This window comes from Halodesulfovibrio sp. (assembly GCF_025210605.1).
In the GTDB taxonomy this organism is placed as follows: domain Bacteria; phylum Desulfobacterota; class Desulfovibrionia; order Desulfovibrionales; family Desulfovibrionaceae; genus Halodesulfovibrio.
This window is the reverse complement of the sequence record NZ_JAOARI010000036.1, coordinates 22,619-49,118: the sequence shown is the minus strand read 5'-3', so window position 1 is coordinate 49,118 and position 26,500 is coordinate 22,619. Positions and strand designations below refer to the sequence as shown.

Sequence of the window (26,500 nt, the reverse complement as noted above, 5' to 3'; positions counted from 1 at the left end):
TACAGTTGCGAAATACACTCTCGGTAGCAGAAAATATTTTTGTCCCTGTTTTCGGGTGGTGAGAGGCTGTTACTTTAGTTTTACCTGTAGACTTTACAAGAAGTAGACTGCAAGGGTATTCTAAGTACACGGTTTGGTGTGACAGGGAGGATTTTTGTTGACCCGCATGCCAACCGTGTTTCTTTTTTTCTTGTCAAAAATGTGACTATTTTGTCTGATTTTCAGTAATATCGAACGATTACGAGCTGGATGTTGTTGGATTGAGAGAGGCTACATGTTCTACAAGCATTTTAAAGGAAAGTATTATCAGACAGTCACAGAGGCGCTTGATACCACGACTGATGACGTTGTTGTGATCTACCGGACACTCTATCCAAGCGACTATACTTGGTTTACAAGACCGGCAGCGGAATTTTATGGAGAAAAAAAGTTGGCAGACGGAACTCTGGTGAGACGATTTGCACCAATAGAAAAAGATCAGTTACCGGAAGATGTACAAAAATACATAGCGACGCATCCTGTACAAAATTTTCTATAATACGCTGAATCCTTCGTTTCACGAATAAAAATCAGGACATTGAACTAGATACAATGTTTTTTTCTTTGATACATGCTTGAAAAAAACAGTTCAGTCCTGTAGCAAGTCCTTGACTGTATAGAAATCAGCACTCGTTGCTGCGGGAGGAAGATAGGATAATGAGCGAAACCGAAAACGATACCCAGAAAAAGAGTACTCATTCTTTTGCGGCCGGCAGTTTGGGGGCTGTCCTCAACGAGAAGGAGAAAAAATCTCTTCTTACATACATAGCACTCGGTATCATCATTGTTGAATGTGTAGTAACAGTAGTTGCTATCCTTCACGGTGTTACGAATTTGCAGCCAAACCCTGACGGGGGTATGGAATACCTTTTCCCTTGGAAAGCGTACTTGGTAGCGGTATTGCTCGCTCCAATCGCAGTTATGTTCATCATTCAAATTATCGGAATGGGCTTTAACCGTTTCATCAACGGTGATCCGGTAATGGAACATGTTGATAATGAACATATTCCTGAAAAAATGCGCAGCTGGATTCATCTTATCAACGGTATGCCAACAACAATTCTGCTTGCGGGATTTTTGTTCGTGGGCATGTTGTTGTATAATATGGATATTATTATCGGGTTTATTTTAAAGCTCGGTGAAGTTGCGGCGGAACTTGCTATCTGGATTAGTGTAGGTCTGGTCTCCGCATGGATTATCAGCTACGTCTGTAAAATGTACTTCATGTACCGCACTCGTCGAGTATCTGAAGAGTATGCATTTAGACGCGAAGTTCTTGAAAAAACCGGTATTGCTATTATCGATCAGAAAACAGCAATTACCCCTGATGGTCGAATGCTCATTGCTGATTCATCATCAAAAGGGAATGGACCAATTGATATTGATCCAGAAACCGCCATTGAAGGTGGAACCGTTATTGAGCCAAAATCTCTTCCACCGTCTCAAAGTGATAAGCTGTTATAACAGCACGAATGTCAAAAAAGTCCTCGCCGTTGCGGGGACTTTTTTTTTGCCTCGTGTTTTCGAAAGTTATGGGCGTGTAGAATTGGCGTGATTTTATCAAAGTTGGTGTGGGGGATATATAGTAACGTTGTCTCTATTAAAATGAATACAATGTTGTGAGAGATTCGCACATGTTGATAGAGAGGAGTCATTACATGTCCAAGAAAAAAATCATGAAATCGGCATTCGGGCGTCCTGTGGGTAACGACCAAAATTCATTGACTGCGGGCGAGCGCGGACCTGTTTTGATGCAGGACGTACATTTGCTCGAAAAATTGAGTCACTTTGATCGTGAGAGAATCCCAGAGCGTGTTGTTCATGCCAAGGGCGCAGGTGCATATGGATATTTTGAAGTCACAGCGGACGTAACAAAGTATACCAAGGCTGCTTTTTTGTCCGCTGTAGGTAAAAAGACTGATGTTTTTGTTAGATTTTCTACCGTTGGTGGCGAGAAGGGCAGTGCAGACGCTGAACGTGACCCTCGCGGCTTTGCAATAAAGTTTTATACGGAAGAGGGGAACTATGACATGACGGGGAACAATACCCCAGTTTTCTTTATTCGAGATCCACTCAAGTTCCCTGATTTTATCCATACACAGAAGCGTGAGCCAGCAACAAATTTAAAAAGTGCAACGATGGCTTGGGATTTTTGGTCATTAACACCGGAATCTATCCATCAGGTTACTATTCTGTTTTCAGATAGGGGCACGCCTGCCACATACCGGCATATGAATGGATACTCTAGCCACACGTACAAATGGTACACCGATACTGGAGAGTATTTCTGGGTTCAGTATCATTTCAAAACCGATCAGGGCATTAAGAATTTTACCGGTACAGAAGCAAAAGAAATGTGCGGTAAAGATCCTGACCACGCCACACGGGATTTGTACGATTCCATTGAAAAAGGTGACTATCCTTCGTGGACATTGGAAATGCAGATACTTACTCCTGAGCAGGCAGAAGAGTTTGAATGGGATATTTTAGATATAACAAAGGTTTGGCCGCACAGTCAGGTTCCGCCTCTAACAGTCGGCAAGCTAGTGCTTAATAAAAATCCAGAAAACTATTTTGCAGAAGTTGAGCAAGCAGCGTTCAGTCCAAGCAACTTGGTTCCCGGCATAGGTGTTTCACCAGACAAAATGCTTCAAGCACGGTTATTCTCCTATCACGATACACATATACATCGTCTTGGTCCTAATTATAATCTTATTCCTGTAAACCAACCGAAGAACTCTATGCCTCTTAATCACCAGCGGGATGGTTTAATGCGCGTTGATGATAATGGGGGCGGTAGACCAAATTACTGGCCGAACAGTTTCAGCGAGATTCAACCGGAAGGTAAAAATGAAGAACCAGATATTCCGTTGAGTGGCGCAGGCTCTCGTTATGAGTTTGCACATAGGAATGACGACTTTGTGCAAGCAGGGAATCTGTATCGGCACGTAATGACGGAAGCAGATCGTGATAGCTTGATTACAAATATTGTCGGGCACATGAAAGAAGTTCCACTTCGCATACAACTTCGTCAATGCGCAATCTTTTATCTGGCAGATGCGGAGTACGGTGAACGCGTTTCTCAGGGGCTTGGGCTTGATATAAATCTCGTTCAACGCCTTGCAGGCATGAGTCAGGAGCAGAGAGTTTCCGAAACTGCTGACATGTAACGTGGTTAATTGAAAAGATACACGGGTGCTTTAGGCACTGTGTGAAAGAATTGAAAAGGAAATGCGGGCTGCCATCATGAAGATGGTAGCCCGCAATTTGTTTACGTCAGTACGTTTGGTTTAAAAATGCTGCAATATTTTGCGTGAGCTGTAATGCATCGTAGTTATGCTCGAGTTAGCTGCCAGCAGCGGTAACAGCCGAGGCTTGAACGAATTAGCATCATGCCGCCAGTTGCAAGCCAGATCCACATGAGTGGCTGCGATGGTTTAAGCATTGTTATGACTGAGATGAAGACAATGCCGATAAGGCATGAAATACACATAGCATTTCGCGTAAAGGCAAAGTCCCCGATTCCCCACAGCACGCCATCTGTTGCATACGAAAGTGAGTTTGTAGGCTGGAACAACGCTGTAACCGTCCATGCTGGATAGAATACAGCATGTGCCTCAGGTGGAATAAGAAATTTTGCAAACAGGCTGGCTCCTGCAATCATAAGTACACCCGTAATTACGCCGGTTCCGAAGCTATACCCGAATGTTTGGCGGATAACCTGCTTAATCATCGGTGTATCATTTTTGCCCTTGAAGAATCCTGTCAGGCTTTGCCCGGTGATGGCAAATGTATCAAGCAGGAGTGTGTTGAATACAGCGAACTGACGTACGCCTTGGTGGGCAGCACCTTCGATTGCGCCTGCCTGCGTGGCTGTACGTGTACAGTAGAGCAGAAAAGCAATAACAAGACCTGTTCGTACGGTCATATCCCATCCGATGGATAAAAGTCGCTTACAGCGCGGAAGGTCGAACGTTAATGCTAAACCAAGTTTTTTCTGAAGAGCGTAAAGCGTAATCGCCATGCCAACGTACTGGCTGATAGTGGTTGCCAATGCTGCGCCTGTGACGCCCATTTCTGGAAAAGGACCGATACCAAAAATAAGAAGCCAGTCCAGCAACACGTTCAGTACGTTGATTATCGTTGTAACGATAAGCGGGGTGCGCATGTCTTGCAGCCCTCTAAAAATACCGAATGCTGCCATAGTGAAAAGGACTGCCGGACCTCCGAATATACGGCATGCCATGTAGTCTACAGAAAGATCTGTGACTGCACCTTTGGCTCCCATAAAGACAGAAATTTGTGGCAGAAAAAAGAGCGGTAATAATGAGGCAACAATGCCGATAGCCGTTGCGAGAAGCAGCGCAGTACTGGCTGTGATGACTGTCTCTTTTTTGTTTTCCGCACCGATAGTATGTGCGATCTCTGTTTGTGTCCCGACTCCGAGAAAGTTAAAAACAAGAAATGCTGACGTGAGAACCATTGTGCCGATTCCGAGAGCAGCCAGCGGGTCAGTTCCCAGCCGCGCAACAAACGCAGTATCAACTAAGCCGGTGAGCGGTTCTGCAATGAGAGACAGCAACACGGGGATCGACATGCTGATAAACGTTTTTGCTGGTGCGTTCTTGTACGCGTGTTCGTTCAAAGATTCTACGGTGGTTGTCATGGTATGCTCCGGCAAATAAAAAGTCTGCATTCGGAGATAGAATGCAGACTTGAAGTTTTTCGAGGGCTATTCTTCGTCAATGTATGGGTTGAAGTACCCGAAATCTATCCAAGGACATTCTTTCTTGAGTCTTTTTCTAAAGAAAGTGAAGCCCATACTTGCCCCAAAGTCTATGTCGCTGAGCAATTCCAGATACATTTCAGGGTCAATATTAAGGTTACGCAACTGGATGAAGTCCAGTTTCGTATCTTTAATCAATGTAACCAGCGCTTCAAATTCCGGTTCAGAATCAGTTACGCCGGGGAAGTACAGCAAATTCAGGGAAACCCATTTGTTACGTGCTTTTGCTTCCAGAATAGACTGCTTAACGTCGGCGAAACAGTATCCGTTTGGACGATAATAACGGTTGTATACTTCTTCGCGGGCAGAGTTAAGGCTTACGCGGATAGAGGATAACCCTGCATCTGCAAGCTGTGCTACTTTGTCCGGTAACGAAGCGTTGGTGTTCATGTTGATAGTTCCACGCCCACCTTCTCCACGGAACATGGTAATAGCTTCTGTAATCATATCGGCTTGAGTGAGAGGCTCGCCTTCACAGCCTTGACCGAATGAAAAGATCGGCTTTTCTGTTTCGTTAGCAACATGATGACGCATTACGCCGCATACTTCTTCTGCTGTAGGAGTAAAGTCCAACCGGTCTTGCGGTGATGCACAGATTTTTGATGTATTTTCCTGAAAAGAAATACAACCGATGCAACGGGCGTTACATGTGCGGGATGTAGGTAGCGGTGCTTCGTATCGACCGATTGCGAGGTTTTTGGCAGCAGGGCAGGAGTATTTAAGAACACATTTATTCATAATGTGTTGCATCAAGCGGTTTTCTTTATAGTTTTCTAAAATAGTATTCGCAAACCGTTTGATTTTTTTGCCGGAAAACCCACGGAAAACCTGACGTACGTCCTGATCTACTTTTTTTGCTGCTACATAAAATTTGCCGTTGGCAAAGCCTACTGCGCCGTAAGCAAACAGCGGCAGCGTTGGGGCATCGTCATCACTTTGGTAGGCAGCATGTGCAGTAAGAGTGTGTGCAGGTGCCACAAATGCAGCCACTGCATATTCTTCCATCTGTTCCACTTCGCCGTCTTCTGGATCGAGACCAAGCGCACGGCGACCGGGGAGCATGAAAATATCACTGCCTTCAGGAAGCGGCATAAGTTCATCAGGACGTGGTTGTGCAAGATCATTACCGCGACGGCACAGCATAAGCAGGTCGGGGTGGTCGTAAATATTACCGTCTTTGTCTGCCACAAGAAGTTTTGGGCGGATTTTTGAAGAAGCCATAGTATCTCTCTATATAAGTACAGAGTTAGTATGAGGGTGATGACAAAACCGCACGTTGCGGTGGGGCACGGAAAATTTAACTAACAGAGAGCAACGTGGCTTTCGCAATGTAAATTTCCCAGAATCCTTATGCTGCGTTGGCGTAAACGTCATGGGCAGATAAAGGCGTTGTCACCAGACTCATGCTATCTGCATGGTGAATTTGTGTTAGGTGGGTGTTTCATACATAAAAGTATACATGCTGGCAAAAAGTACTTTTGCTGTTTTTCGGCATAAATAAAGTTGACTGATGCACTCAAGATACCTGAAAAATCTCCGATAAAGTTCAGGGTAGATGGTATCCTGTGTTTTCGGTGTTGCAGGAGACTGTCATTGCCGCTATCAGTAACGCATATTTACTCGTAAATAACAGCACATTGCGCTGCTGTGTGTGCCTGCCTTGTGTTACAACTTTATTCGCGGTGTTTCGGGGGACGATGCGATGGCATAGCCGAAATGTATCGTTATAGACACATACGTGTTATTTTGAACGGAGCCATTTAGTATGGAATCAATGTATTTTATTATTCTTGCGTGCAGCATTACTTTAATTCTTATTCTCCTGACCTTACTTAAAAAATACAATGAAATGCGTGACGTACTTGCCAGACTGGAAACAGAGAACAATGGAATGGTGATGCGAAAAGAGTCCTATGAGTCGGAGATAGGGTCTTTGAATGAAGAGATTGCTGAGTACACAAAGGAGTATATGCTGCTGGAACGCTCCTTAGCGGAGAGCAGGCAAGCTGAAACTGAGCGTAATCTTGAAAAAGAACGCTATAAGTATATGACTTTTGTGGAGTACCTTTTAGCGCAAGGGTACATTACGCAGGAGCACGTTACAAAAGCTGAAGAGTACAGAAAGAAAAACATTAGCTCTATGGGTGTTGCAGAGGTGCTTGTTCTCTTTAATCAGATTTCTTCGCAGGATATGAAAAGATATCGTGATAATTATCGAAAAGTTATAGGGGGATAATGCGTATTGAGCGGCTCAGGAAAAAATTTTACATAAAAATTGTCTGTGCCACTTGCTTATTATGCAACATTCGTTTGTAATGCCAACCGTTGTTGTTTGTTCCACACCTCTTTCTTCGTACCCATTAGGAAGTGAATAACATGTCTATTTTGACACAGAACACGGCGCTTGCCGGGTTGTTTGAAGCACATATTGATGAGTTGGTAAAAAAAGAGCGGCTGGAAGCTGATGTAATCAAGCAGGGAATCGAGAATGGCACCATGGTGCTGCTTGGTAACCCTGAACACCCTGATGTTCTTCCGACGCTGGTCGGTCAACCTGCGTCTGTAAAAGTTAACGCCAATATCGGTACTTCACCGTTGAAAAACGATTTCCGTTGCGAAATGGTTAAGCTGCAAACTGCCATTAACGCCGGTGCAGATACTGTGATGGATTTATCCATCGGTGGTGATCTTGATGCAATCAGAACAAAAATGATTTCTTCCACTAAGCTCCCATTGGGCACAGTGCCAATGTATGCTGTTGCACAGCAGTATCTTGATTCTGACCGTGACCCTGCGGACATTAAGCCGGAAGAATTGTTTGAAGAAATTGAAAAGCAGGCAAAGCAGGGCGTAGACTACATGACCGTTCATTGCGGTTTGACTATGCGTGGTGCTGAGTTTGCTACAAATGGTAGCCGTGTTATGGGCATTGTTTCCCGTGGCGGCTCCATTCTTGCGCGCTGGATGCTTAAAAACGGTAAAGAAAACCCACTTCTTACCGGATACGACCGTATTCTTGAAATTGCACGTAAGTACAACGTAACGCTTTCCCTCGGCGACGGTCTTCGTCCTGGTGCTGGCACTGATGCAGGTGACGCAGCACAGTGGGAAGAAGTTATGGTACTTGGTCAGTTGGCAAAACGCGGTCTCGAAGCTGGCGTTCAGTGCATGATTGAAGGTCCGGGACACGTTCCATTAAGCGAAGTGGAAGCCCAGATTGTCAGCATTAAAAAGCTTACCCACGGTGCACCGTTGTACGTGCTTGGACCGCTTGTAATCGACAGCAGCCCTGGCTACGACCACATTGCTGGTGCTATCGGTGGTGCGCTTGCTGTTAAAGCTGGTGTTGACTTCCTTTGCTACCTGACTCCTGCGGAACACCTTACCCTGCCGAGCATTGAAGATGTTCATGCCGGTGTAATGGCATCCCGTATTGCAGCTCAGGCTGCTGAAGCTTGCATGGGTAGACCAGCAGCTGTAGAACGTGAACTTGATATTTCTAAGGCACGTAAAGCTCTCGATTGGGACGGCATGAAAAGGCTTGCTCTTGATCCTGAGATGGTTGAAAAGCGTAGAGAAGAACATAAAGATAAACGCGAATGCGCCATGTGCGGCAAGTTCTGCGCTTACAAGATGATCGAAGAAGATCCACAGTGTTCTAACTAATCGCGCCGATTGTAAAAGACCTGATATACAATGTATATCAGGTCTTTTTTTGCAGGTAATATCTGTACGCTTTTCTCGGAAGCAGTCGTTTTATTTAGTGATGCAATGTCAAAGACGTACTATCTTTGCCGGGTATATATGCTCGGTGAAAAATGTAATGTTTTATCATGTTAGCTAGTAACAACATTGTGTGGCGTTCCAGCAAGGAAAGCTTTAATATTATCCGCAGCAATTTGCATAAGCGCCATACGTGCTTCAATTGTTGCCCACGCAAGGTGTGGGGTGATGAAGGTGTTTGGTGTGCTGAGGAAAGGGTGGTCGCTTGCTATCGGTTCTTGACTCACCACATCTACTGCCAGTCCGCCTAGTTTGCCTTGAATGAGAGCATCTGCAACAGCTTGCTCTTCTAAAAGTGGACCTCTTGCAGTGTTAATGATGATTGCATCCTGCTTCATTATTTTCAAAGACGCTTCGTTGATGATATGCTTTGTGTCTTCTGTGAGAGGGCAATGCAAGGTGACGATGTCTGATTGAGCGAGAACATCACTTAGTTCCGCATAGTTGAAGTTACTGTACTTGGGTAGTGGCTTAGGTCGGGGCGCGTAGGCGAGAATATTCATACCGAACCCATTTGCAATACGGGCAACATTGTTACCAGTATTACCGAATCCGATTATTCCGATTGTTTTTCCGCCTAATTCCCGTTGAGGAGTATTCCAGAAGCAGAATTGACCATTTTGTCCCCATTCGCCATGTTTTACCTGTTTGGAGTGTAAGCCTATCTGTCGATAGCATTCAAAAATAAGAGCGAATACATGCTCAGGCACAGCGTTATTGGCATAGCCCGGCGTGTTGGTCACTACAATACCCAATTCAGCGGCAGCATCAATGTCAACAACATCATAACCTGTGGCAAGCACTCCGATATATTTAAGTTTTGGCAGCTGTAAAAGAGTTTCTCGCGTCAGCGGCGTTTTATTTGTAAGCAAGATTTCAGCATCTTTACTGCGGTCAATAATGTCTTCATTAACAGTTTTTTCGTGAAGTGTGACAGGAAGAATGCGTTCGATTGGAGTCCACGGATTATCACCCGGATTAAGTGTTTGACCATCAAGAATGACTGCTTTCATAATACGTTACTCCAGTAGATAAGCATCCCCTGTTGCATAAGCAGGGACGATTATTATTTATGGTGAATAGCACCGTGGTTAACTGCAATGGTACAGTTGTTTTTGAAAACTGTAGAGTGTAAATAGCAGCTTTACAGTGAGTTAGCTATAGTATTTGGCAAAGGTATTTCTTTTGCTGTTTTTACAAGACGTATTTGCTTTATTGACTGCGTATAGTAGAGTGTCACATTGAATAGTCTTGAACCATAAATTTTTTGAGGTCTATAGTGCGTCCAGCAACACGTATCGTACTTTATTTTTTTCTTTTTATTACCGTGTGTATCGGCGGTGTGTTAACGTATGCAGGATGGTATATACAGTCTTCCAATTTTCCGGAACTTATTGAACGCAGATTAACTGATGCTACCGGATACGAATGGAAGATTACAGGCGATCTTGAGTTATCTATTGTGCCATTGGCAATTGATGCCTCAGGTGTACAGGTGATTGATCCGGTTACGCAGAAGAAGTTTCTAGCGGTCGGTGGTATCCAATCCAGCGTGGATATACCAATGCTGTTTTCCGGCAAGGTGTTTATCGACCATGTAACACTTCAAGATATAGAACTTATTCTTTCTGAAGACCTTTTGGCAAGCGGGAAAAAAGATGAAGTTGCGAATGTTGATACGCAATTTGATCTAGGAAAAATCGCTGGCGGCTTCGATTTGCAAGGTATTGCCATCCAACGTGGCAAGGTCGTGTTTGAGCGAACCACTCCGAACGGTAGAGAGTTTGTATCTGCTTCGAATATTTTCCTAAACGTAGACCTTTCTTCAAAGACTGCGTTTGATCTCTCTTGTTCAGTTGAAAGCAATTTTTTGCCTGCAAAGGGGCAGCTTAAGGTTGTAGGCGAGAGCGATTTTACTACTGCAACACTTATGGCTGAGAACTTTCTCGGTACGGTAGATTGGCAAGGGGACATCGAGCTGGAAGGGCGTACTATTCCTACGTCAATACAAACGAAAGTGGCCTTGGATTTGCCCGCCAGTAAGCTTATTTTGGAAGAGCTGAAGGCGTCTGTTGCCGCTGGTCGTCTGACGTTCTCTGGTGACTTGTCAGATATGACGAATGAAAATTGGAAGCTGGTAGGCAACGCTGAAGTCAAAGGGTTTAGCCTTCCATATTGGTTCGGGTTTACAGAAAATTTACCTACGAGCTTGAACCATGCTCTCGATAATATTGACGGAAAACTTTCTTTGGAAGTTACAAAAGATCATATCTGGTCTGATAAGCTGACAGCCACTGTGTTGGGCATGCCGCTTGCGGGTGTTGGGGGCGTAAAGGATTTTGCGAAGCCTGTAATTTTTATCGATGCGTCAGGTGACCGTGTTGATGTAAATAAAATCTTTCCTGAGATAGGAGTGAACCCGCCAAAGGTATTGCCGAAACCGGCGAATGATGCGCCACCTGTCTTTCGACTTGACTCAGATGATACAACAAAAAAAGATGAACAGTCTCTTGCCGAGCTTTCTGTTGGATACGATATTCGTATAGGTGCAAAAGAAGCGACTGCACATGGCTTTACCATAGGTGGTCTTGCCTTCCGTTGTTGGCCTGCTCCCAATGAGGATACCTTAACATCATATAAAATAGGTAATGCGTATGGCGGAAGTGTGGATGCGCTTTTGACCATTGCAGATGATTTGCGGCTACAGGCTACTTTTAACAAGGTGCAGACACAAGATATAAGCCGGATTTTAGCAGGGGACTCCATTATTTCCGGTGTTGCGGATGGCACAGTTGATGTGCGTGCTAAGGCTCGTACTGTGTATGGATTGGTCGCAGGGCTTGGAGGAAAGATTAACGCCATTTTTACTAATGGCTATGTCAAATCTCTTCCGAAAAAAGATGCTGACGGCAACATGGTTTCTAAACAAAACTTTTTTAAGCAGCTTAAAATTGATTTGTCAGGAAATAGCCTGAGCAAAAAGCCAGATGAAGCAGGAAACGACTTACCGTACAATTGGGATTTGTCCGTATTTTTTGAAACAAAAAGTGGCGACGACTCGTACCTTACCAGAGTAAAAGGTCCAATTATCATGAGCGCAGAACGGGTGCTGCCTGTTCGTGGTACTGACATTGATTTGGATACAACTTGGTACGGTAATGTAACTTCACGGGCGCAGGTAATACCTCTTTCTGCACGGCTAGTAAGTAAGGCAACGTATAATCTGGAAACGGAAGACGTATCTATTCGCGATGGTGTGTTTGCGTTTCAAAATCAGCGCGTCTCTGTTAGCGGAGATGTCAAAAAATTTGTTAGTGCACCGGAATTTCGAGGAAGATTCGTCGGAACCGGCATCGATTTACGCCCGACACTGCGTATCATGAATTTACTACGCTGGCAGCCGCGCGACCCTACAGTCTTTGGTCGGGCAACGTTGCGCGGTGAGTTTGATTTTCGTGACGGGCGCTATGCTTTGTATAATGTTGTCGGAACGATAGATAATTCTACGCTCCAAGGATCTCTTTTAGTCAATCTGAACAATGACATACCGACAGTGCGAGCAGATGTTGCACTCGGTGATGTTATGCTCAAACGCTATTTCCCACCTGATAACATTAATTATCGCGCTAAAATTTTTAATAAAAAACCTTGGGATCTTGCATGGCTGAGAGACGTTGATGTTAAAGGAAGTCTTAAAGTCAATAACTTGCGCTTTGAGCCTATTGAATTGCAGCGGCTTGTTACGCCAGTGACGATTAGCGGTGGACAAGTTCAGATAGGTCCGCTGGAAGCGCAAATGTATAGAGGAACGTTCTCCGGCGAGTTTTCAGGTGTCTTGAAAAACAGGCTGGAAAGTCGCCTTGTAGCGAACATTAATGGTGTAGACCTTGCTCTTGCGTCTAAAGGAGCAGCTGGACAGGATTATCTTGGCGGTACAGCAACAGGGTATTTGGAAGTTCGCGGAAACCTTGGCTCCAGCCATGATATTCTAGCTAATCTTGATGGAATATGGGGTGTAGCTATCAGAGACGGTTTCTTTGGCTTTAGTAAAAACAGACAAGGTGAAATTGATAAAACAACATTCAGATCTGCTGTCAGCGATGGAAATATCCGACAGGGGATTATGAGTAGCAATAATTTTGCTGTAACTTCTCCATTTGTTGATATGCGCGGCGGTGGAAAAATTGATCTGCCGAATCGAAATATTGACTACAAGGTGAGTGTTACCTATGCACGTATTCCTACTGTACCTGTCACGATTACCGGAAGTTGGGATAACCCTCAGATTACAGTGGATGGCTTGAGTGTTGTTCCACGTACCTTTGGTAAAATTGGTGGTGGTGTGTTCTCAATACTCAAAGATGCGCTTTTGATTCCGTTCAGGGCTGTGGATTTATTGCCTTCTTTGCGTTAAGTGCAAGTTTGTTGTGCAGTTGATTGCACAAAAAACTTGTGCAAATGTGATATAAAATGCACATTGGTCTTCAACCGTTATGGTTGAAGACCTTTTTTATTATACGAAATGTGTAATAACTTGCAGGGATGACTGCACTTGTGCAAAAAAAGTCACTTTGGCATGACTTTTTCATAAATGCGTAGCAGATGCTCGGGCGCAAGTGTATTGCTCCAGTTCCCTTCTATTTTGACGAGATTAGGATTTACATGGAAATTGCTGATTTAAGTAAAGAGCGAAGCACGATTATTATTGCGATTGTAACATTGATTACCATCGGGCTTTCGCTCATTGTTTCAACAGGACAAACATTACGGCAGCAGGAAGAGGCGCGGTTACAGCACCTTCAGCTTACAGCGCGTTCTGTGCTCCAATCTGTTGATATTTCGTTGCGCACTGGTATCTTGACACAAAATGGGCAAGTAGCTGGTTTGCCAAGCACTGCTAAGTTCTTCCGCGAGCTTCAAAAAAGCGGAGAAGTAATGTTTGTAGGTCTGCTTGATGAAAAAGGCGGACAAATCCTTTCATCGCTTGAAGGCGGAGCAGCAAATAGTATCCTTTTTCCACAACAAGCAATTCCGACAATGGTGCAGACTGGCACATGGAATGGGATTGCTAAATTCGGAAAACACCGTGTGTATGTTTATGCAAAGCATAGCAAAGGGTTAGATGTACATTCGCTTGAGCCTGATGTGCCTTCTAAAAATACATTTCTTGTAGTTGGTCTGGATATGACCAAGCACTTTGCAGTGTACAAAGGGTTTAAGCAAAACGCTTTGTTTCAGGCTGCTTATATTCTCGTAGCTGCGATTTTTACATGGGCGCTTGCTATGGCTCTGCTTAAACGACGCGAGCTTGCTGGCAAAGCGTTGCAGCTTGAGCGTTTTCAGGCTCGCTTGCTGGATAATCTGCCGGACGGACTTCTAATTGTCAGTCCAGATAACGTAATTAGAGCAGCAAACCCTGCGGCACATGATGTGTTTAAAGCAAAAGGTAGCGGACTCGCCGGATTATCTGTTTCCGCGTTGCCGGAAGATTTAGCCAACTGCTTCAAAAATTTGCCGGAAGATTCCAATGCTAACTGGGAGCAGGTCACTGTTCAGGGAACGCATCTGGAGATTCTTTCTGTACCACTTAAAGAACATAAAGAAGCAGGGTCGCGCCTTGTACTTGTTCGTGATCGAACACGATTCCGTGAGTTGGAAAAAAGTCTACAAGATGCCGAAAAAATGGCTGCGCTGGGTACAATTGCAGCGGGCATGGCGCATGAAATTCGAAATCCACTGAGTGCGCTGCGTGGGTTTGCTCAATATTTTGCGAAAAAATTTAAAGGCAGCGAACCGGATGAAACGTACGCGCAAACAATGATTACGGAAGCTGACAGGCTGAACCGAGTTATCACTGATTTGTTGTATCTTTCTCGCCCTCGTGCTGTGCAAAAAGAAGAAGTTGATCTTATCGAACTTGCTGAAGGTATCAGCAACTTGCTGCGGTTCGATTTGGAAGGCAAAAACGTACAGTTTGAGGTAAGCCTAGAATCTCCGTATGTGCAGGCGGATGCTGATTTATTGAAGCAGACACTTATTAATTTAATGTTAAATAGTCTGGATGCGCTGGATGCCTCGGACATTGAGAGCAAGCATATTCATATTGCGTCTGCATATGGTGAAGACGGTGTATGGATTTTTGTTCGGGACAATGGTCCAGGTATGAAAAAGCAGCAGATAGATCAGGCGTTTGAGCCGTTTTTCACCACGAAGTCAAAAGGCACTGGTCTTGGGCTTGCGCTGGTACATAAAACAATGATGGAGCACGAAGGTAAGGCATTAATTGAATCAAATGCCGGACGCGGTTGCACCATTGCACTCTTTTTCCCCGACGTGGAAGATGAGGAACAGTATGTCATATAATAAGCAATTGTTAGTTATTGATGATGAACCGGCGCTGCGAATGATGGTGCGCGCTGTTGTGGAAGATGCTGGATGGAGCGTTGCGGAGGCAAGCTCCGGTGAAGCTGGTATTGAGCATCTTGCATCCCACAATGTGAATGTTGTTCTCTTAGATATGCGAATGACTGGTATTGACGGTAGTGAGACTCTGGCAATAATTCAGGAAAAATATCCTAATCTTCCTGTTATTATGCTTACCGCTTTTGGAACTGTAGGGTCGGCGGTAGAAGCTATGAAGCGCGGTGCATTTGATTACCTGAGTAAGCCTGCTGATAATGATGAACTTATTGCTGTGCTTGAAAAAGCCTACACACATGGCAGGCTGCTGGCTGAAAACGATAATTTACGCAAAAAATTTATTGGGAATGATCCATCAGAAAAAATCATCGGTGGCTGCGCTGCTATGCAGGATATGCTTGAGCTTATCCGTCAGGTAGGCCCTACAGAAGCAACCGTGCTTGTAATGGGTGAATCCGGTACAGGGAAAGAGCTTATTGCAGAAGCCTTGCACGAGCGGAGCAACCGTGCGGCGTTTCCAATGGTAAAGGTCAACTGCGCTGCGTTACCGGGCAATTTGCTGGAAAGTGAATTGTTCGGCTATGTTCGTGGTGCTTTTACGGGAGCGGTAAAGGATAAGCCTGGGCGCTTCCAGCTTGCAAAAGGTGGAACATTATTTCTTGATGAGGTCGGTGAAATGCCGATTGAACTTCAGGCAAAATTGTTGCGTGCCTTGCAGGAACGTGTGGTTGAACCGCTTGGTGCGGTAAAGCCTGTTGAAGTGGATGTACGTATTATTGCTGCGACAAACCGTAATTTACGGGAATCTGTGGCAAGAGGCGAGTTTAGAGAAGACTTATATTTCCGCCTTAATGTTCTCGAAATCATCTCACCTCCTCTGCGTGAGCGTCTTGAGGATCTTCCACTGCTTGTCAGCAGGCTCCTCGACAAACTGGGACGGAAAAACCGTAAGAGCGTGCGAGGTGTCAGCCCTGATTTTATGCAGAAGCTTACCATGCATCCGTGGCCGGGTAACGTTCGTGAGCTTGAGAATGTGCTGGAGCGTGCACTTATTTTGTCCCGTTCGGAAATTCTTAATGTAGAATCGTTGCCGCCGTTACTTACGGCTCCGCCTGAACCTGTTCAGCAACCGCAATATGGTCAGGCAGAATCAATGGCAGCGGGATCATCGTATTCTGCGCAAAGTTTTACTGCTCCGTCTGGAGTTGATTATTCCACCGGACAAAATAATTATTCTGCACCTACTGACTTTAACCGTACAGATTTTGGTGGGCAGAGCGGGTACAATAGTCAATCAAATTATGGCATGCAGCAAGGATATAGCAGGCAGGGAGCACCTATGCCGCCACAGGCTGGTGTCGGAAATCGTACTATTTCCCGCCCGAAAACCTTGGATGACGCTGAACGTCAGGCATTGATTGAAGCATTGAATGCTAATGGTGGACACAGGGAGCGCACAGCTGATGCACTTGGTATCAGTCGCCGTACGCTCCAGTACAAATTGCGTAAGTATGGGTTGACCAAGCGAAGCTAAAGATATTTTTGGATTGTCAAAAAAAGTTATAAAAAAGACCTGATACGAAATGTATCAGGTCTTTTTTAGTGTGTAATAGGGTGGGAAGAGAAGCATCGAAAAGCGTTGGTGCCAGGTCTCAGTCGACAGAGGGCGCGATCAGTGTCATGTCGCTTCGATGCGTGGCTATTCTCTATTCCCAGTGTCCGTTCTTATATTGACGAATTTTAGTAATGCGGTTTCGTTGAACCACGCGGAAAGGCTGTTGCATTGCAGATTCTTTTGAATCGCCGACAGCCTCATATTTTACTTTAACGTATTTGATAACGCCGACATACGCTCCTGTTTCTTTAACTTGATGCACAGCAACTTGAATGGTGTCTTTTCTCAAGTCGCAGTAGGAGCGAGCCCACTGACCGTTTGTTTTCTTTTCTGTTTCAACTTTACCACCGCAGTTCGGCATCTGTTTGCACATGCTGTCGAGATTATTTGCTGCGTGAACGCGTAATGTGCTTTCTAATTCTTCCTGAGTGATAGCGCTGGATGGAGTGCTGAGTAAACATGTAACACACGCAATAACGAACAAAACCAGAATCTTTTTCATGAAAATCTCCTGAAGATTAGGTGACAAAACCGAATGTAGCTGATGTTGGTAATTTACAGGGGCCAACTGCTGAGGGTGTTGCCATTTTAAGTTAGACGCACAGAAATGCCCGACAGCCTGAGCTGCCGGGCACTTGTTTTATGTACTAGTTAAGCAGGATGTTTACGCGACGGTTGTGTCTGCGTCCTTCTGCTGTATCGTTTGAGAATTCAGGGTCGAATTCGCCTTTACCGATCACTTTGATACGGTCAGCCGGTACGCCTTTCTTAATGAGGTAGTTGCGTACGGAGGCTGCACGGCGGAGTGACAGACCCATGTTGTATTCTGGTGTACCAATGGAATCGGTGTGGCCGATAACAGTGGTGCAAGTCTGACCGCACATAATGAGGCGTGCTGCTTCATCTAAGATAGGACGTGCTGCAGGAAGAATTTTAGAGGAATCGAACTTGAAGAGCACGTTGTCAATTACCATGACTTCGTCAACAACTTCAGTAGGAGTGTAGAATACGTCAACCATGAACTCGTTGAATGCAACAGGGTCGTTAAGCAGTGCTTTACCGTCTGCCATTACTGAGCAAGTGTTGAGGTTGAACATCTCCATAATTGTTCTGCTTCCTTCCGCAGTGTCAGCAAAAGAGATGAAGTGTACGCAGGTCTGCGGGTTAGCATTGTAGAAGCCCATCAGGGATTCAATTGGGTCTGGACCCATGTTGTTAACACCGTCAGTTGCGATAACTACAGCACTCTTAGGCGCCATCTGAGTTGCCATTGGTGTGAGCAGTTGGAATGCTTCACCAATTCTTGTCCAGCGTGCGCGGATCTCTTTATCTGTAGTAATGGAGTTAATAGCTTTTGCCATTACTGCAGGATCATAAGGTCCGTAGCCGACAATTGGCTGGAAAGGAGTAAAAGTTTGCGCTGCTGCCATCATACAACCAAATGGTGGCATCGCTTGGTTGATCATCTGCATTACTCGTTTTGCAAGGACGATCTTTTTAACTCCTGTTTGCGCTTCGTGCATCATCATGGAGCCAGAGTCGTCAATAAGGAAGTTGAAACTGGCAACTTTAGGTTGAAGGATGTACTCTTGCGCCTGGACTACGGATGTCGCAAACAACACAAGAGAAAGCGCGATAAGCAATGTTCTCTTAATCGTCATACTGGTCCCCTCCGGCTAGTATAGTTTTCTGGTTTAGGTCAAATTATGCGTGGTCAAGATGTAATATATGGCAACCAGAGGAGCGCGACAAGGATGTTTATGAAACTATGTGCTTATTTTCATAAGAATAATTCAATTAACAAAAGTAACATGATGTAAAAAACGATGATTTGATGCGGATTTTTCCATTTCTACAGTCTATATTCATACAAATATTGCATAGTTAAAGAGTATTATATTTCTGTAAGTGTTTTTTGCGTTTTTTTCGAGAATTATTACATGTAGATAGAGTAGTGATGTGATCTAGAATTTGACGTATTGTAATACAAAGACAAATTACTGCTTTTGTACTGTAGACGGAGTATATCCGTAATATCCTCTAGATGTTCTGCAAGGCGGTATTTTGTAGGGAGTGGGACGGGAAAAAATCTGCTGAACATGCCTCTTTCAGAGTATTTTGAAAAGAGGCATGTGTGTTTTACGAGTGACTTTTTACTATTCTTGCCAGTATTCAGGTTTGCCTAACTCGTCAGAAACAGTGACTGTTCCTGCTATGCTGCTCAGGTCGGTGTCATCAAGTACATGCATCATCCATGCATCCCTGTGTTCTTCAGGAATAGGATATGGTGCATTAATAGGGTGAGGGTACACAGGGGAAAAGCCGTATCGAGTGTAATACTCTGGATGCCCTAATACTAAAACAATGCTCACGCCTTGTGCTTTCAGCTGCGCTAACCCAGCCTTAATAAGCTTACCGCCGATTCCTTGCTTTTGAGCTTCAGGTGTAACAGCCAGAGGCGCTAGAATTGATGCTTTTACGGTCGATTCCCCAATCGTAATGGCTGTAAACAAGATGTGCCCTACAGCGTTTTCGCCATCAAAAGCTAATAATGAAAGGCGTGGCTCTGCTGTTTGGTCATTTAATAAATTTTGTACTAGCTCTGCTTCTATTTTGGAGCCAAATGCTTCCTCTTCAACACGCATAATTTCGGTAAGGTCGCTGTGCTGTGTTTCTCGTATTGTGATGTTCATCAAAGAACTCCTTATTTGCGCTAATGATTGTTACCGCTATGATTGTGGCAACTTGTTGTAACAGATGAAGTTATAGGAATATAGAGGGAGCAGGGGTAGTGATTCGATTTTAAGTACAAAGCGTGGGTGAGTGGATGGAAAAAAATTAGTACGTTTTAACTAGAGTGGAAACGTGAAGTCAAAAAAAGACCGCCTCTGTGAGGCGGTCTTTTGTGTGATCTAAGATTATGCAGGGTTACGTGGAGCAACTAGCGCCATTTCCAGCGCTTCATCAAGCGTTGGGTGTGCCCATATGATGGAATGTACATCTTCTGGTGCCCACTGTTGCTTAACAATGATGGCTGCTGCTGTTACGAGGTGAGAAACCCCGTGACCAATTGCTACGATACCATGCACTTTGTTGTCGACCCATAGTACTTTTACGAACCCCTGAGTGGTACCGTAAGACTGTGCTATTGGGTTTGCAACAAGCATTGCGGTAGAGGTTTCTACCTTATGCCCTGCTTTTTGCAGGTCAGCGGTGTTTGGACCTACGCGCATTACTTCTGTATGTCCGTAGAAGCAAGCAGGCATTGGACCAGAGTCGTATGCTGTAGTAATTTTACCAGCAGCATGATCGACAGCATAGCAAGCTTGGTGGTCGGCTGCATGTGCAAGCAGTGTGCGTCCGTTTACGTCTCCGATGGCGTAAATGTTCTCTGCTGCGAGCAAATAGTCGTTGGTTGTAATCCAACCTGCGCCCACGCATTCAATACCTGCTGCGTCAGCGTTAAGCTCTTTGGATGCAGGTTGACGACCAGCAGCCATAAGGGCTTTATCCGCTGTAAGAGTTTCACCGGATTCAAACGTGAGCACAGCTTTACCGTCAACAGTTTTGACGCTCTGTACTTTTTCACCGGTGCGAACTCCCCACTTTTCTCGTTTGAGAATTTTGCGGAACGCATCACCAACGTCAGGATCTTCGGTTGGTACAAGGTTAGGTAGCGCTTCAACAATGGTGATTTTTGCACCAAGACGGCTGAAGAAATCGCCCATTTCAAGCCCGATTGCTCCTGCACCCACAACGATCATAGACTCAGGTGCTTCCGTAAGCATAAGCGCATGGGTGGAGTTGAGAACACAATCTCCATCAGGCTCTAACCCTGGAAATGCAGCAGGCATAGAGCCTGTGGCAATGATTAGCTTTTCGAAAGTAACTTCTGTTGTACCATCATCGGTTGTAACAGTAATAGCTTTCGGACTACTAAACGCTCCAACACCTTTGATTATATCAACGCCGAGATTGACCAATTGCTTTTCTGCGGCAGAGCGAGTGCCTTTTATGAAGCGGTCTTTCTTCTGCACAATATTAGGCAGATTGAAATCAATGCTTCCTGAGGCAGACTTTGCTTTTATCTGCGTATGCAGTAGCGGATTGGCAGCCGTAGCGCCAAGATACATCTTGGTAGGAATACAACCCCAGTTGAGGCATGTTCCACCAATGTCGGCTTTTTCTATGAGTGCGGTTTTCAGACCGGAAGACGCAGCACGGGTAGCTGCTTTAAGTCCACCGGGTCCGGAACCAACTATAATTAGATCATATTTCATCTACTAACACCATTTCACGAGCTGCTTTTGTTTCGTCAAGCCGACGTACAGGAGTGTTGTGAGGGGCATCAAAGAGAGATTGAGGATCTGTTTTAGAAGTTTCAAGAATCTCAATAAGATCATCAAGGAAGATATCGAGAGTTTCTTTACTTTCTGTTTCTGTCGGTTCAAACATCATGCACTCTTTTACGATCAGTGGGAAGTAGATAGTAGGTGCGTGGTGTCCTTTTTCGAGCAGAGCTTTTGCGATATCAAGAGCGCGTACGCCGCATTCTGATTGCTGATTGCAGGCAGATGCAACAAATTCATGCATACAAATGCGGTTGTATGGAATGTGCAGGTGTTCTTCCAGACGCTTACGCATGTAGTTTGCGTTCAGTACTGCAAGCTCAGTCGCTCTGGTCAGACCTTCTCCACCGAGACGGAGCATGTAGGCAAATGCTTTGAGCATTACTGCAAAACTGCCGTAGAACGGTGACATGTGTCCGATAGATTTAGGATTGTCAGTATCTAAATAGAAAGTGCCGTCCGCTGCTTTAGCTGGACGATGGTTCGGCAGGTATGGTTCCAGACGCGCACATACACCAACAGGGCCTGCACCCGGACCACCGCCGCCATGCGGAGTAGCGAGTGTTTTGTGGACATTAAGGTGTACTACGTCAAACCCTACATCGCCGATGCGCATTTTACCCATGATAGCGTTAAAGTTAGCGCCATCGTAGTAGAGAAGTGCATCAACTTTGCGCAGTTTTTCTACAATGGTAGGCAGGTGGTTTTCAAACAGTCCGAGTGTGTTCGGACATGTCATCATAACCGCTGCTACATCCTCGTCGAGGACTGCTTCTAATGCTTCAGGGTCAACCATGCCGTCTTTGGATTCAATGTTGATAACTTCGTATCCAGCAAGAACAGCAGAAGCAGGGTTCGTACCGTGCGCTGCATCCGGGCATATGATTTTTGTTTTTTTGTTACCCTTGTCTTTGTGGTATGCGGCAATAATGAGCGCGCCTGTCAGCTCGCCATTAGCACCTGCCATTGGCTGGGATGTAAAAGCATCCATGCCAGTAAGTTCACAAAGCATTTTTTCTGTCTCGTACATAACTTCCAAGGAACCCTGTGTGTACTGGGAGCCTTTAGGAAGCTGTGCAAGAGCAGGGTGAGGGGTGGTGTAACCCGGCAATGCTGCAACATACTCCGTAAATTTCGGATTGTATTTCATTGTGCAGGAGCCGAGCGGGTAAAAGTTAGAATCTACACCGTAGTTAAACGTACTTAATTTGGTGAAATGGCGAACAACGTCAAGCTCACTTACTTCCGGCAACGCCGGACGCTTGGCACGCATAAGCTCTTTAGGAAGAAAACGTTCTGCACGTTCTTCCGGCATTGGCGGCAGACATGCGGAACGACCGGGAACGGATTGGGAAAAAATGGTTTTCATTAGAGAATACCTCCCAACAGCTCGGTGAATACACCAATCTGTTCGAATGAATGCAGCTCGGTACAGGCAACAAGGAGAACGTCGTCCATGTCTTCGTAATAACGACCAACAGGGAAGCCGGTTACAAAGCCTTTGTCCATAAGTGCCTCAATAGCTTCTTCAGCTTTGATAGGCAGACGGATAGCGAATTCGTTACCGAATGGCGCACCGTTAAGCAGTTCTACCCCTTCGATCATTGTCAGGCGGTCTGCAAGGTAATGAGCACGCTCCATGCTTAATTCAGCAGTGCGTATAAGCCCTTCAGGACCAAGTAATGACATATGAATAAGGGCACGAAGAGCGCACAGGGCTTGGTTGGAACAAATGTTTGATGTGGCTTTTGCGCGTCGGATATGCTGTTCACGAGCTTGAAGCGTGAGCACGTAGCCTGTTTTGCCGTCGATGTCTTCTGTGCGTCCAACAATGCGTCCCGGAATCTGGCGGATCATTTTTTTTGAACAGGACATGACGCCAAGGTAAGGTCCACCGAATGAAAGTGGCTGACCAAGGCTCTGGGCTTCTGCAACGGCAATGTCTGCTCCCATTTCTCCAGGAGTTTTCATGACAGACTGCATGACAGGGTACACAGAGATGATGCCTAATGCTTTGTTAGCGTGGGCATGCTCGAATAATTCTGTAAAGTCCTGAACGTTGCCGAAGAAGTTAGGGTTCTGAACAACAACGCCCGCACAGTCACCGTCAATAGCTGCTTTAAGCGCTTCTACATTGGACAAACCCTCTGTATGCGGTACCACAACAACGTCTACGTCGATGTTGTTTGTGTAAGTGTCCAGCATCTCGCGGTAAATCGGGCTGATAGACTCATCAATTACGATTTTTTTACGCTTTCGACCAGCACGAACTGCCATCATCATAGCCTCAAAGATAGCGGTTCCACCATCGTAGACAGAGGCGTTAGCTACATCCATTTCGAGGAGACGGCAGATTGCAGTCTGGAATTCGAAAATAGCCTGAAGCGTTCCCTGTGAGGATTCAGGTTGGTATGGAGTGTACGCAGTGTAGAATTCGCCACGACCAACAAGGTTGTCGATGGCTTTAGGAATATAGTGATTGTAGAATCCGGCACCCAAGAAGCTTACAAGATCAGTATTGTTTTTACCTGCAAGCTGTTCAAGGTAAGCACATGTTTCCATTTCGCTTAAGCCTTGAGGCAGGTCAAAGCTTTTAGGACGCATGTCCGCAGGGATGTCTGCAAACAGATCTTCAATGGTTCTTACACCGATAACGTCAAGCATTGCTTGCACTTCTTCAGCTGTATGCGGAGTAAACGGCATAACGCCTCCTTTTTATTACTAGTGTGCTTCGTTAGCTACCAGTTCTGCGTATTCAGAAGCAGAAAGGAGGTCTGCTGGTTCACCGTTCAGCTTGATTTTAATAAGCCATCCGCCTTCAAAAGGAGATTCGTTTACTTTTTCCGGTGCATCTTCGAGATCTTCGTTAACAGCGAGAACTTCGCCGCTGACAGGAATGTAGAGTTCGCTTGCTGCTTTTACAGATTCAATAGAACCCATTTCATCACCAACATCGAGGGTGTCACCTGCTTCTGGAAGCTCTACAAATGTAATGTCGCCAAGCTGCTCCTGAGCAAAACTGGTGATGCCGATGGTCGCTTCATCACCTTCAATTTTTGTCCATTCGTGGCTTTTGCTGTAAAGAAGGTTTTCTGGGTAGGCCATTGGAGTCCTCCTGAAAAGGTTTGTATTGTTGTGTGGATATGGTTTGTTTTATCGTTATGACATGGTTAATTTTTGTCTAACAGATACTTGGGTCATAAGTCTAATTTGAAGGAAAAACAATGGCCAGATCACAAAAAATGTTGGATCTGGCCATTTTTTTATCAAAAATTGATGGATTGTGCGCTCTATCAGGACTCCAGCTGGACTCCCAAGTTTTGGATTTCTTCTATGAGTACTTTTTTCCTGATAGGCTTGACGATGTAACTTGTTGCATCACCAAGGAAAAAAGCATCATGTACTTCCTGACTGTCATCTAATCCGGATATCATGATTACCTTTGCACTGTTTTCAGGAGGAATCCCATATTCTTTTTCAAGATCACGGATTTCGCGCAGAGCATCTTGTCCGTCGATATTCGGCATCATTATGTCGAGTGTAATTACATCATAAGGCTCGCCTGCTTGCAGCGCTTGGCGGAATGCTTCCACGCCTTCTTCGCCGTCGGCTGCCAGATCAGCATATCCGTATGCATGAAGGATTTTTTGTACGAGTCGGCGACTGTCGAAGTCGTCATCAACGATTAGAAACTTCATTTGGGAAACCTCCATATAGGCCTATCGCTATACCACTGCGCCTAGTTTTTGCAAAGTGTCTGCGAGTTATAATCTGTGGCAATAAGCATACTTACGGGTTCGCGGTGAAGAAGGCAAGGCGCGCCTGTGTGTAATAATTCTACATGTGCCTACACACCGGCAACCTTGAATGCTTCAGAAACCATGTCCTGCGCTTCTTTTTGTAAGAGTGCGAGATGTTCTTTGTCCTTGAAGCTTTCGGTATAAATTTTATAAATATCTTCTGTGCCGGAAGGGCGCGCTGCGAACCATCCAGATTTTGTTACGACCTTTAGTCCTTCGATTGATGCTCCGTTAGCAGGAGCTTGTGTAAGCTTTGCTATGATAGGCTCTCCGGCAAGTGTGTCCGATTCAACCATTTCTGGTGAAAGCTTTTTAAGAGCAGCTTTTTGTTCTGGAGAAGCAGGGGCTTGCAAGCGTTCATAAAGTGGAGTGCCGAACTTTTCAGTCATGGCATCATAGTGCTGTTGCGGATCTTTACCGGTTACTGCAAGAATTTCTGCTGCGAGCAAATTCAAAATAATACCGTCTTTGTCTGTTGTCCAAACGGTTCCGTCTTTACGTAAGAAGCTTGCTCCGGCGCTTTCTTCACCACCAAAACCATAGCTGCCATCAATAAGACCCGGAACAAACCATTTAAAGCCTACAGGAACCTCTGCAACTTTTTTCCCAAGAGACTCGACCACAAGGTCAATCATATGGCTGGAAACAAGGGTTTTGCCGACCACGGCATCCTTGTTCCATTGCGGGCGGTGCGTGAATAGATATTCAATTGCAGCTGCAAGGTAATGGTTCGGGTTCATCAGGCCTTTGCTGCAAACAATACCATGCCGATCTGTATCTGGGTCGTTGCCGCATGCAATGTCATAATGTGGCTGTAGGCGAATCATATCTGCCATTGCCCAAGGCGAAGAGCAGTCCATACGAATAACCCCGTCTCTGTCCATAGGCATAAAGCGGAAGGTAGGATCAATCTCTTTATTTACAACTTCAATATTGAGTCCGTAATGCTTTGCAATTGGTTCCCAGTATGCTTCGCCAGCTCCACCGAGGGGATCAACACCGATGCGGATGCCAGCTTTTTTGATAGCATCCATATCGATAATGTTCTCAAGATCTTTAACATACGGGGTGAGGTAGTCGTATCTCTGTGTAGTTGAGGCACTCAGCGCATCGGCAAGAGGGATACGTGCGACGCCTGCATTTCCGTTACGGATGAGTTCGTTTGCGCGGTCTTCAACCCATTTCGTGGTTGTTGTGTCAGCAGGTCCACCGTTTGGTGGGTTGTATTTAAATCCACCATCCTGTGGCGGGTTGTGGGAAGGGGTGACAACAATGCCGTCTGCGATATCGGAATTATCGCGATTATATGTGAGGATGGCATGAGAAATGACAGGGGTTGGCACATAGGCATCGTCTTTTTCTATTTTTACAGTCACGCCGTTGGCTGCCAGAACTTCAAGAGCGGTCTGGTGTGCTGGCTCTGAAAGCGCGTGGGTATCTTTACCCATGAATAATGGTCCAGTGTAGCCTTCTTTTTTACGGTATTCACAAATAGCCTGTGTTACAGCGGCAATGTGCGGCTCGTTAAAGCTTGCTGTGAATGCTGAACCACGATGACCTGATGTGCCAAAAGCAACCCGTTGCTGTGGTTCATCTGGATTTGGGGCTATTGTGTAGTAGGCTGTAACTAGTTTCTGAACATTTATAAGATCGGACGGAAGTGCTTTTTTTCCGGCTTTGGGACTGATTGGCATCGTGCGTATCCTTG

20 protein-coding genes are annotated in these 26,500 nt (G+C 45.3%); 8 read left to right on the top strand and 12 right to left on the bottom strand.

The genetic code is table 11. From position 1 onward, the window contains the following. The first annotated feature begins 274 nt into the window (after nt 1-274). The 3 genes from N4A56_RS14330 (at nt 275) to N4A56_RS14320 (ending at nt 3,209) form a co-directional block, all read left to right on the top strand. The gene (locus N4A56_RS14330) at nt 275-538 is read left to right on the top strand and encodes a DUF1653 domain-containing protein (protein ID WP_295548367.1); all 264 of its coding nucleotides are present in this window, start codon (nt 275-277) and stop codon (nt 536-538) included. 158 nt (nt 539-696) lie between these two features. Continuing rightward, on the top strand, nt 697-1,503 hold the full coding sequence (locus N4A56_RS14325; RefSeq protein ID WP_293668043.1) for a hypothetical protein: 807 nt from the start codon (nt 697-699) through the stop codon (nt 1,501-1,503). A gap of 194 nt (nt 1,504-1,697) precedes the next feature. Next, nucleotides 1,698-3,209, top strand: coding sequence for a catalase (locus N4A56_RS14320; protein WP_295548365.1), 1,512 nt, complete (start codon nt 1,698-1,700; stop codon nt 3,207-3,209). 164 nt (nt 3,210-3,373) lie between these two features. On the opposite strand, the gene N4A56_RS14315 is transcribed toward N4A56_RS14320, so the two are convergent. Together N4A56_RS14315 and N4A56_RS14310 are read right to left on the bottom strand one after the other, a co-directional pair. Next, nucleotides 3,374-4,705 carry an MATE family efflux transporter gene (locus tag N4A56_RS14315; protein WP_293668039.1) on the bottom strand — a complete coding sequence of 444 codons (1,332 nt, stop codon included), beginning with the start codon at nt 4,703-4,705 and terminating at the stop codon, nt 3,374-3,376. A 66-nt stretch (nt 4,706-4,771) separates the two neighbouring features. After that, nucleotides 4,772-6,046 (bottom strand): radical SAM protein, encoded by a 1,275-nt coding sequence (locus tag N4A56_RS14310; RefSeq protein ID WP_293668037.1) that lies wholly within the window; start codon nt 6,044-6,046, stop codon nt 4,772-4,774. Nucleotides 6,047-6,590: 544 nt separating this feature from the next. Between N4A56_RS14310 and N4A56_RS14305 the strand changes: the two genes are divergently transcribed. Further along, nucleotides 6,591-7,061 (top strand): hypothetical protein, encoded by a 471-nt coding sequence (locus N4A56_RS14305; protein WP_293668035.1) that lies wholly within the window; start codon nt 6,591-6,593, stop codon nt 7,059-7,061. Between the two features lie 140 nt (nt 7,062-7,201). Beyond that, entirely contained in the window at nt 7,202-8,491 is a 1,290-nt protein-coding gene (thiC, locus tag N4A56_RS14300; protein WP_293668033.1) for a phosphomethylpyrimidine synthase ThiC, read from the top strand. 170 nt (nt 8,492-8,661) lie between these two features. Here the strand turns inward: thiC and N4A56_RS14295 are convergent, their stop codons facing one another. After that, on the bottom strand, nt 8,662-9,621 hold the full coding sequence (locus tag N4A56_RS14295; RefSeq protein WP_295548361.1) for a D-2-hydroxyacid dehydrogenase: 960 nt from the start codon (nt 9,619-9,621) through the stop codon (nt 8,662-8,664). A 266-nt stretch (nt 9,622-9,887) separates the two neighbouring features. Between N4A56_RS14295 and N4A56_RS14290 the strand changes: the two genes are divergently transcribed. The 3 genes from N4A56_RS14290 to N4A56_RS14280 all read left to right on the top strand — a co-directional run bounded on the left by N4A56_RS14290 (nt 9,888) and on the right by N4A56_RS14280 (nt 16,562). After that, nucleotides 9,888-13,022 (top strand): AsmA-like C-terminal region-containing protein, encoded by a 3,135-nt coding sequence (locus N4A56_RS14290; RefSeq protein ID WP_295548358.1) that lies wholly within the window; start codon nt 9,888-9,890, stop codon nt 13,020-13,022. 248 nt (nt 13,023-13,270) lie between these two features. Continuing rightward, nucleotides 13,271-14,971: an ATP-binding protein gene (locus N4A56_RS14285; RefSeq protein ID WP_293668028.1), complete on the top strand. Its 1,701-nt coding sequence runs from the start codon at nt 13,271-13,273 to the stop codon at nt 14,969-14,971. Then, on the top strand, nt 14,961-16,562 hold the full coding sequence (locus N4A56_RS14280; RefSeq protein ID WP_295548354.1) for a sigma-54 dependent transcriptional regulator: 1,602 nt from the start codon (nt 14,961-14,963) through the stop codon (nt 16,560-16,562). The genes N4A56_RS14285 and N4A56_RS14280 overlap by 11 nt, the downstream gene beginning before the upstream one ends. A 172-nt stretch (nt 16,563-16,734) precedes the next feature. Here the strand turns inward: N4A56_RS14280 and N4A56_RS14275 are convergent, their stop codons facing one another. From N4A56_RS14275 to pgm, 9 genes are all read right to left on the bottom strand, one after another. Continuing rightward, the gene (locus tag N4A56_RS14275; RefSeq protein ID WP_293668025.1) at nt 16,735-17,145 is read right to left on the bottom strand and encodes a hypothetical protein; all 411 of its coding nucleotides are present in this window, start codon (nt 17,143-17,145) and stop codon (nt 16,735-16,737) included. Between the two features lie 145 nt (nt 17,146-17,290). Next, nucleotides 17,291-18,304, bottom strand: coding sequence for an OmpA family protein (locus N4A56_RS14270; RefSeq protein ID WP_293668023.1), 1,014 nt, complete (start codon nt 18,302-18,304; stop codon nt 17,291-17,293). A 495-nt stretch (nt 18,305-18,799) separates the two neighbouring features. After that, on the bottom strand, nt 18,800-19,336 hold the full coding sequence (locus tag N4A56_RS14265; protein ID WP_295548352.1) for an N-acetyltransferase: 537 nt from the start codon (nt 19,334-19,336) through the stop codon (nt 18,800-18,802). A gap of 225 nt (nt 19,337-19,561) precedes the next feature. Further along, a complete protein-coding gene (locus N4A56_RS14260; RefSeq protein ID WP_295548350.1) occupies nt 19,562-20,923 on the bottom strand; it encodes an NAD(P)/FAD-dependent oxidoreductase in 1,362 nt (453 codons plus the stop codon). Beyond that, nucleotides 20,913-22,361, bottom strand: coding sequence for an aminomethyl-transferring glycine dehydrogenase subunit GcvPB (gene gcvPB / locus N4A56_RS14255; RefSeq protein WP_293668018.1), 1,449 nt, complete (start codon nt 22,359-22,361; stop codon nt 20,913-20,915). Before gcvPB ends, N4A56_RS14260 begins: the two co-directional genes overlap by 11 nt. After that, nucleotides 22,361-23,695: an aminomethyl-transferring glycine dehydrogenase subunit GcvPA gene (gene gcvPA, locus N4A56_RS14250; protein ID WP_295548348.1), complete on the bottom strand. Its 1,335-nt coding sequence runs from the start codon at nt 23,693-23,695 to the stop codon at nt 22,361-22,363. The genes gcvPB and gcvPA overlap by 1 nt, the downstream gene beginning before the upstream one ends. An 18-nt stretch (nt 23,696-23,713) precedes the next feature. Continuing rightward, on the bottom strand, nt 23,714-24,097 hold the full coding sequence (gene gcvH / locus N4A56_RS14245) for a glycine cleavage system protein GcvH (protein WP_293668015.1): 384 nt from the start codon (nt 24,095-24,097) through the stop codon (nt 23,714-23,716). A gap of 188 nt (nt 24,098-24,285) precedes the next feature. Beyond that, entirely contained in the window at nt 24,286-24,690 is a 405-nt protein-coding gene (locus N4A56_RS14240) for a response regulator (RefSeq protein WP_293668013.1), read from the bottom strand. Nucleotides 24,691-24,839: 149 nt separating this feature from the next. Beyond that, nucleotides 24,840-26,486, bottom strand: a complete 1,647-nt coding sequence (gene pgm, locus N4A56_RS14235) for a phosphoglucomutase (alpha-D-glucose-1,6-bisphosphate-dependent) (RefSeq protein ID WP_295548344.1) — start codon at nt 26,484-26,486, stop codon at nt 24,840-24,842. Nucleotides 26,487-26,500 lie beyond the last annotated feature (14 nt).

What these genes read in the sequence shown, in the direction of transcription:
- N4A56_RS14325 (WP_293668043.1), top strand. Translation starts at nt 697, where the DNA reads ATGAGCGAAACCGAAAACGATACCCAGAAAAAGAGTACTCATTCTTTT.
- N4A56_RS14265 (WP_295548352.1), bottom strand. Translation starts at nt 19,336, where the DNA reads ATGAACATCACAATACGAGAAACACAGCACAGCGACCTTACCGAAATT.
- thiC (WP_293668033.1), top strand. Translation starts at nt 7,202, where the DNA reads ATGTCTATTTTGACACAGAACACGGCGCTTGCCGGGTTGTTTGAAGCA.
- N4A56_RS14315 (WP_293668039.1), bottom strand. Translation starts at nt 4,705, where the DNA reads ATGACAACCACCGTAGAATCTTTGAACGAACACGCGTACAAGAACGCA.
- gcvPA (WP_295548348.1), bottom strand. Translation starts at nt 23,695, where the DNA reads ATGCCGTTTACTCCGCATACAGCTGAAGAAGTGCAAGCAATGCTTGAC.
- N4A56_RS14320 (WP_295548365.1), top strand. Translation starts at nt 1,698, where the DNA reads ATGTCCAAGAAAAAAATCATGAAATCGGCATTCGGGCGTCCTGTGGGT.
- N4A56_RS14310 (WP_293668037.1), bottom strand. Translation starts at nt 6,046, where the DNA reads ATGGCTTCTTCAAAAATCCGCCCAAAACTTCTTGTGGCAGACAAAGAC.
- N4A56_RS14270 (WP_293668023.1), bottom strand. Translation starts at nt 18,304, where the DNA reads ATGACGATTAAGAGAACATTGCTTATCGCGCTTTCTCTTGTGTTGTTT.
- gcvH (WP_293668015.1), bottom strand. Translation starts at nt 24,097, where the DNA reads ATGGCCTACCCAGAAAACCTTCTTTACAGCAAAAGCCACGAATGGACA.
- gcvPB (WP_293668018.1), bottom strand. Translation starts at nt 22,361, where the DNA reads ATGAAAACCATTTTTTCCCAATCCGTTCCCGGTCGTTCCGCATGTCTG.
- pgm (WP_295548344.1), bottom strand. Translation starts at nt 26,486, where the DNA reads ATGCCAATCAGTCCCAAAGCCGGAAAAAAAGCACTTCCGTCCGATCTT.
- N4A56_RS14305 (WP_293668035.1), top strand. Translation starts at nt 6,591, where the DNA reads ATGGAATCAATGTATTTTATTATTCTTGCGTGCAGCATTACTTTAATT.
- N4A56_RS14330 (WP_295548367.1), top strand. Translation starts at nt 275, where the DNA reads ATGTTCTACAAGCATTTTAAAGGAAAGTATTATCAGACAGTCACAGAG.
- N4A56_RS14295 (WP_295548361.1), bottom strand. Translation starts at nt 9,621, where the DNA reads ATGAAAGCAGTCATTCTTGATGGTCAAACACTTAATCCGGGTGATAAT.
- N4A56_RS14285 (WP_293668028.1), top strand. Translation starts at nt 13,271, where the DNA reads ATGGAAATTGCTGATTTAAGTAAAGAGCGAAGCACGATTATTATTGCG.
- N4A56_RS14240 (WP_293668013.1), bottom strand. Translation starts at nt 24,690, where the DNA reads ATGAAGTTTCTAATCGTTGATGACGACTTCGACAGTCGCCGACTCGTA.
- N4A56_RS14280 (WP_295548354.1), top strand. Translation starts at nt 14,961, where the DNA reads ATGTCATATAATAAGCAATTGTTAGTTATTGATGATGAACCGGCGCTG.
- N4A56_RS14260 (WP_295548350.1), bottom strand. Translation starts at nt 20,923, where the DNA reads ATGAAATATGATCTAATTATAGTTGGTTCCGGACCCGGTGGACTTAAA.
- N4A56_RS14275 (WP_293668025.1), bottom strand. Translation starts at nt 17,145, where the DNA reads ATGAAAAAGATTCTGGTTTTGTTCGTTATTGCGTGTGTTACATGTTTA.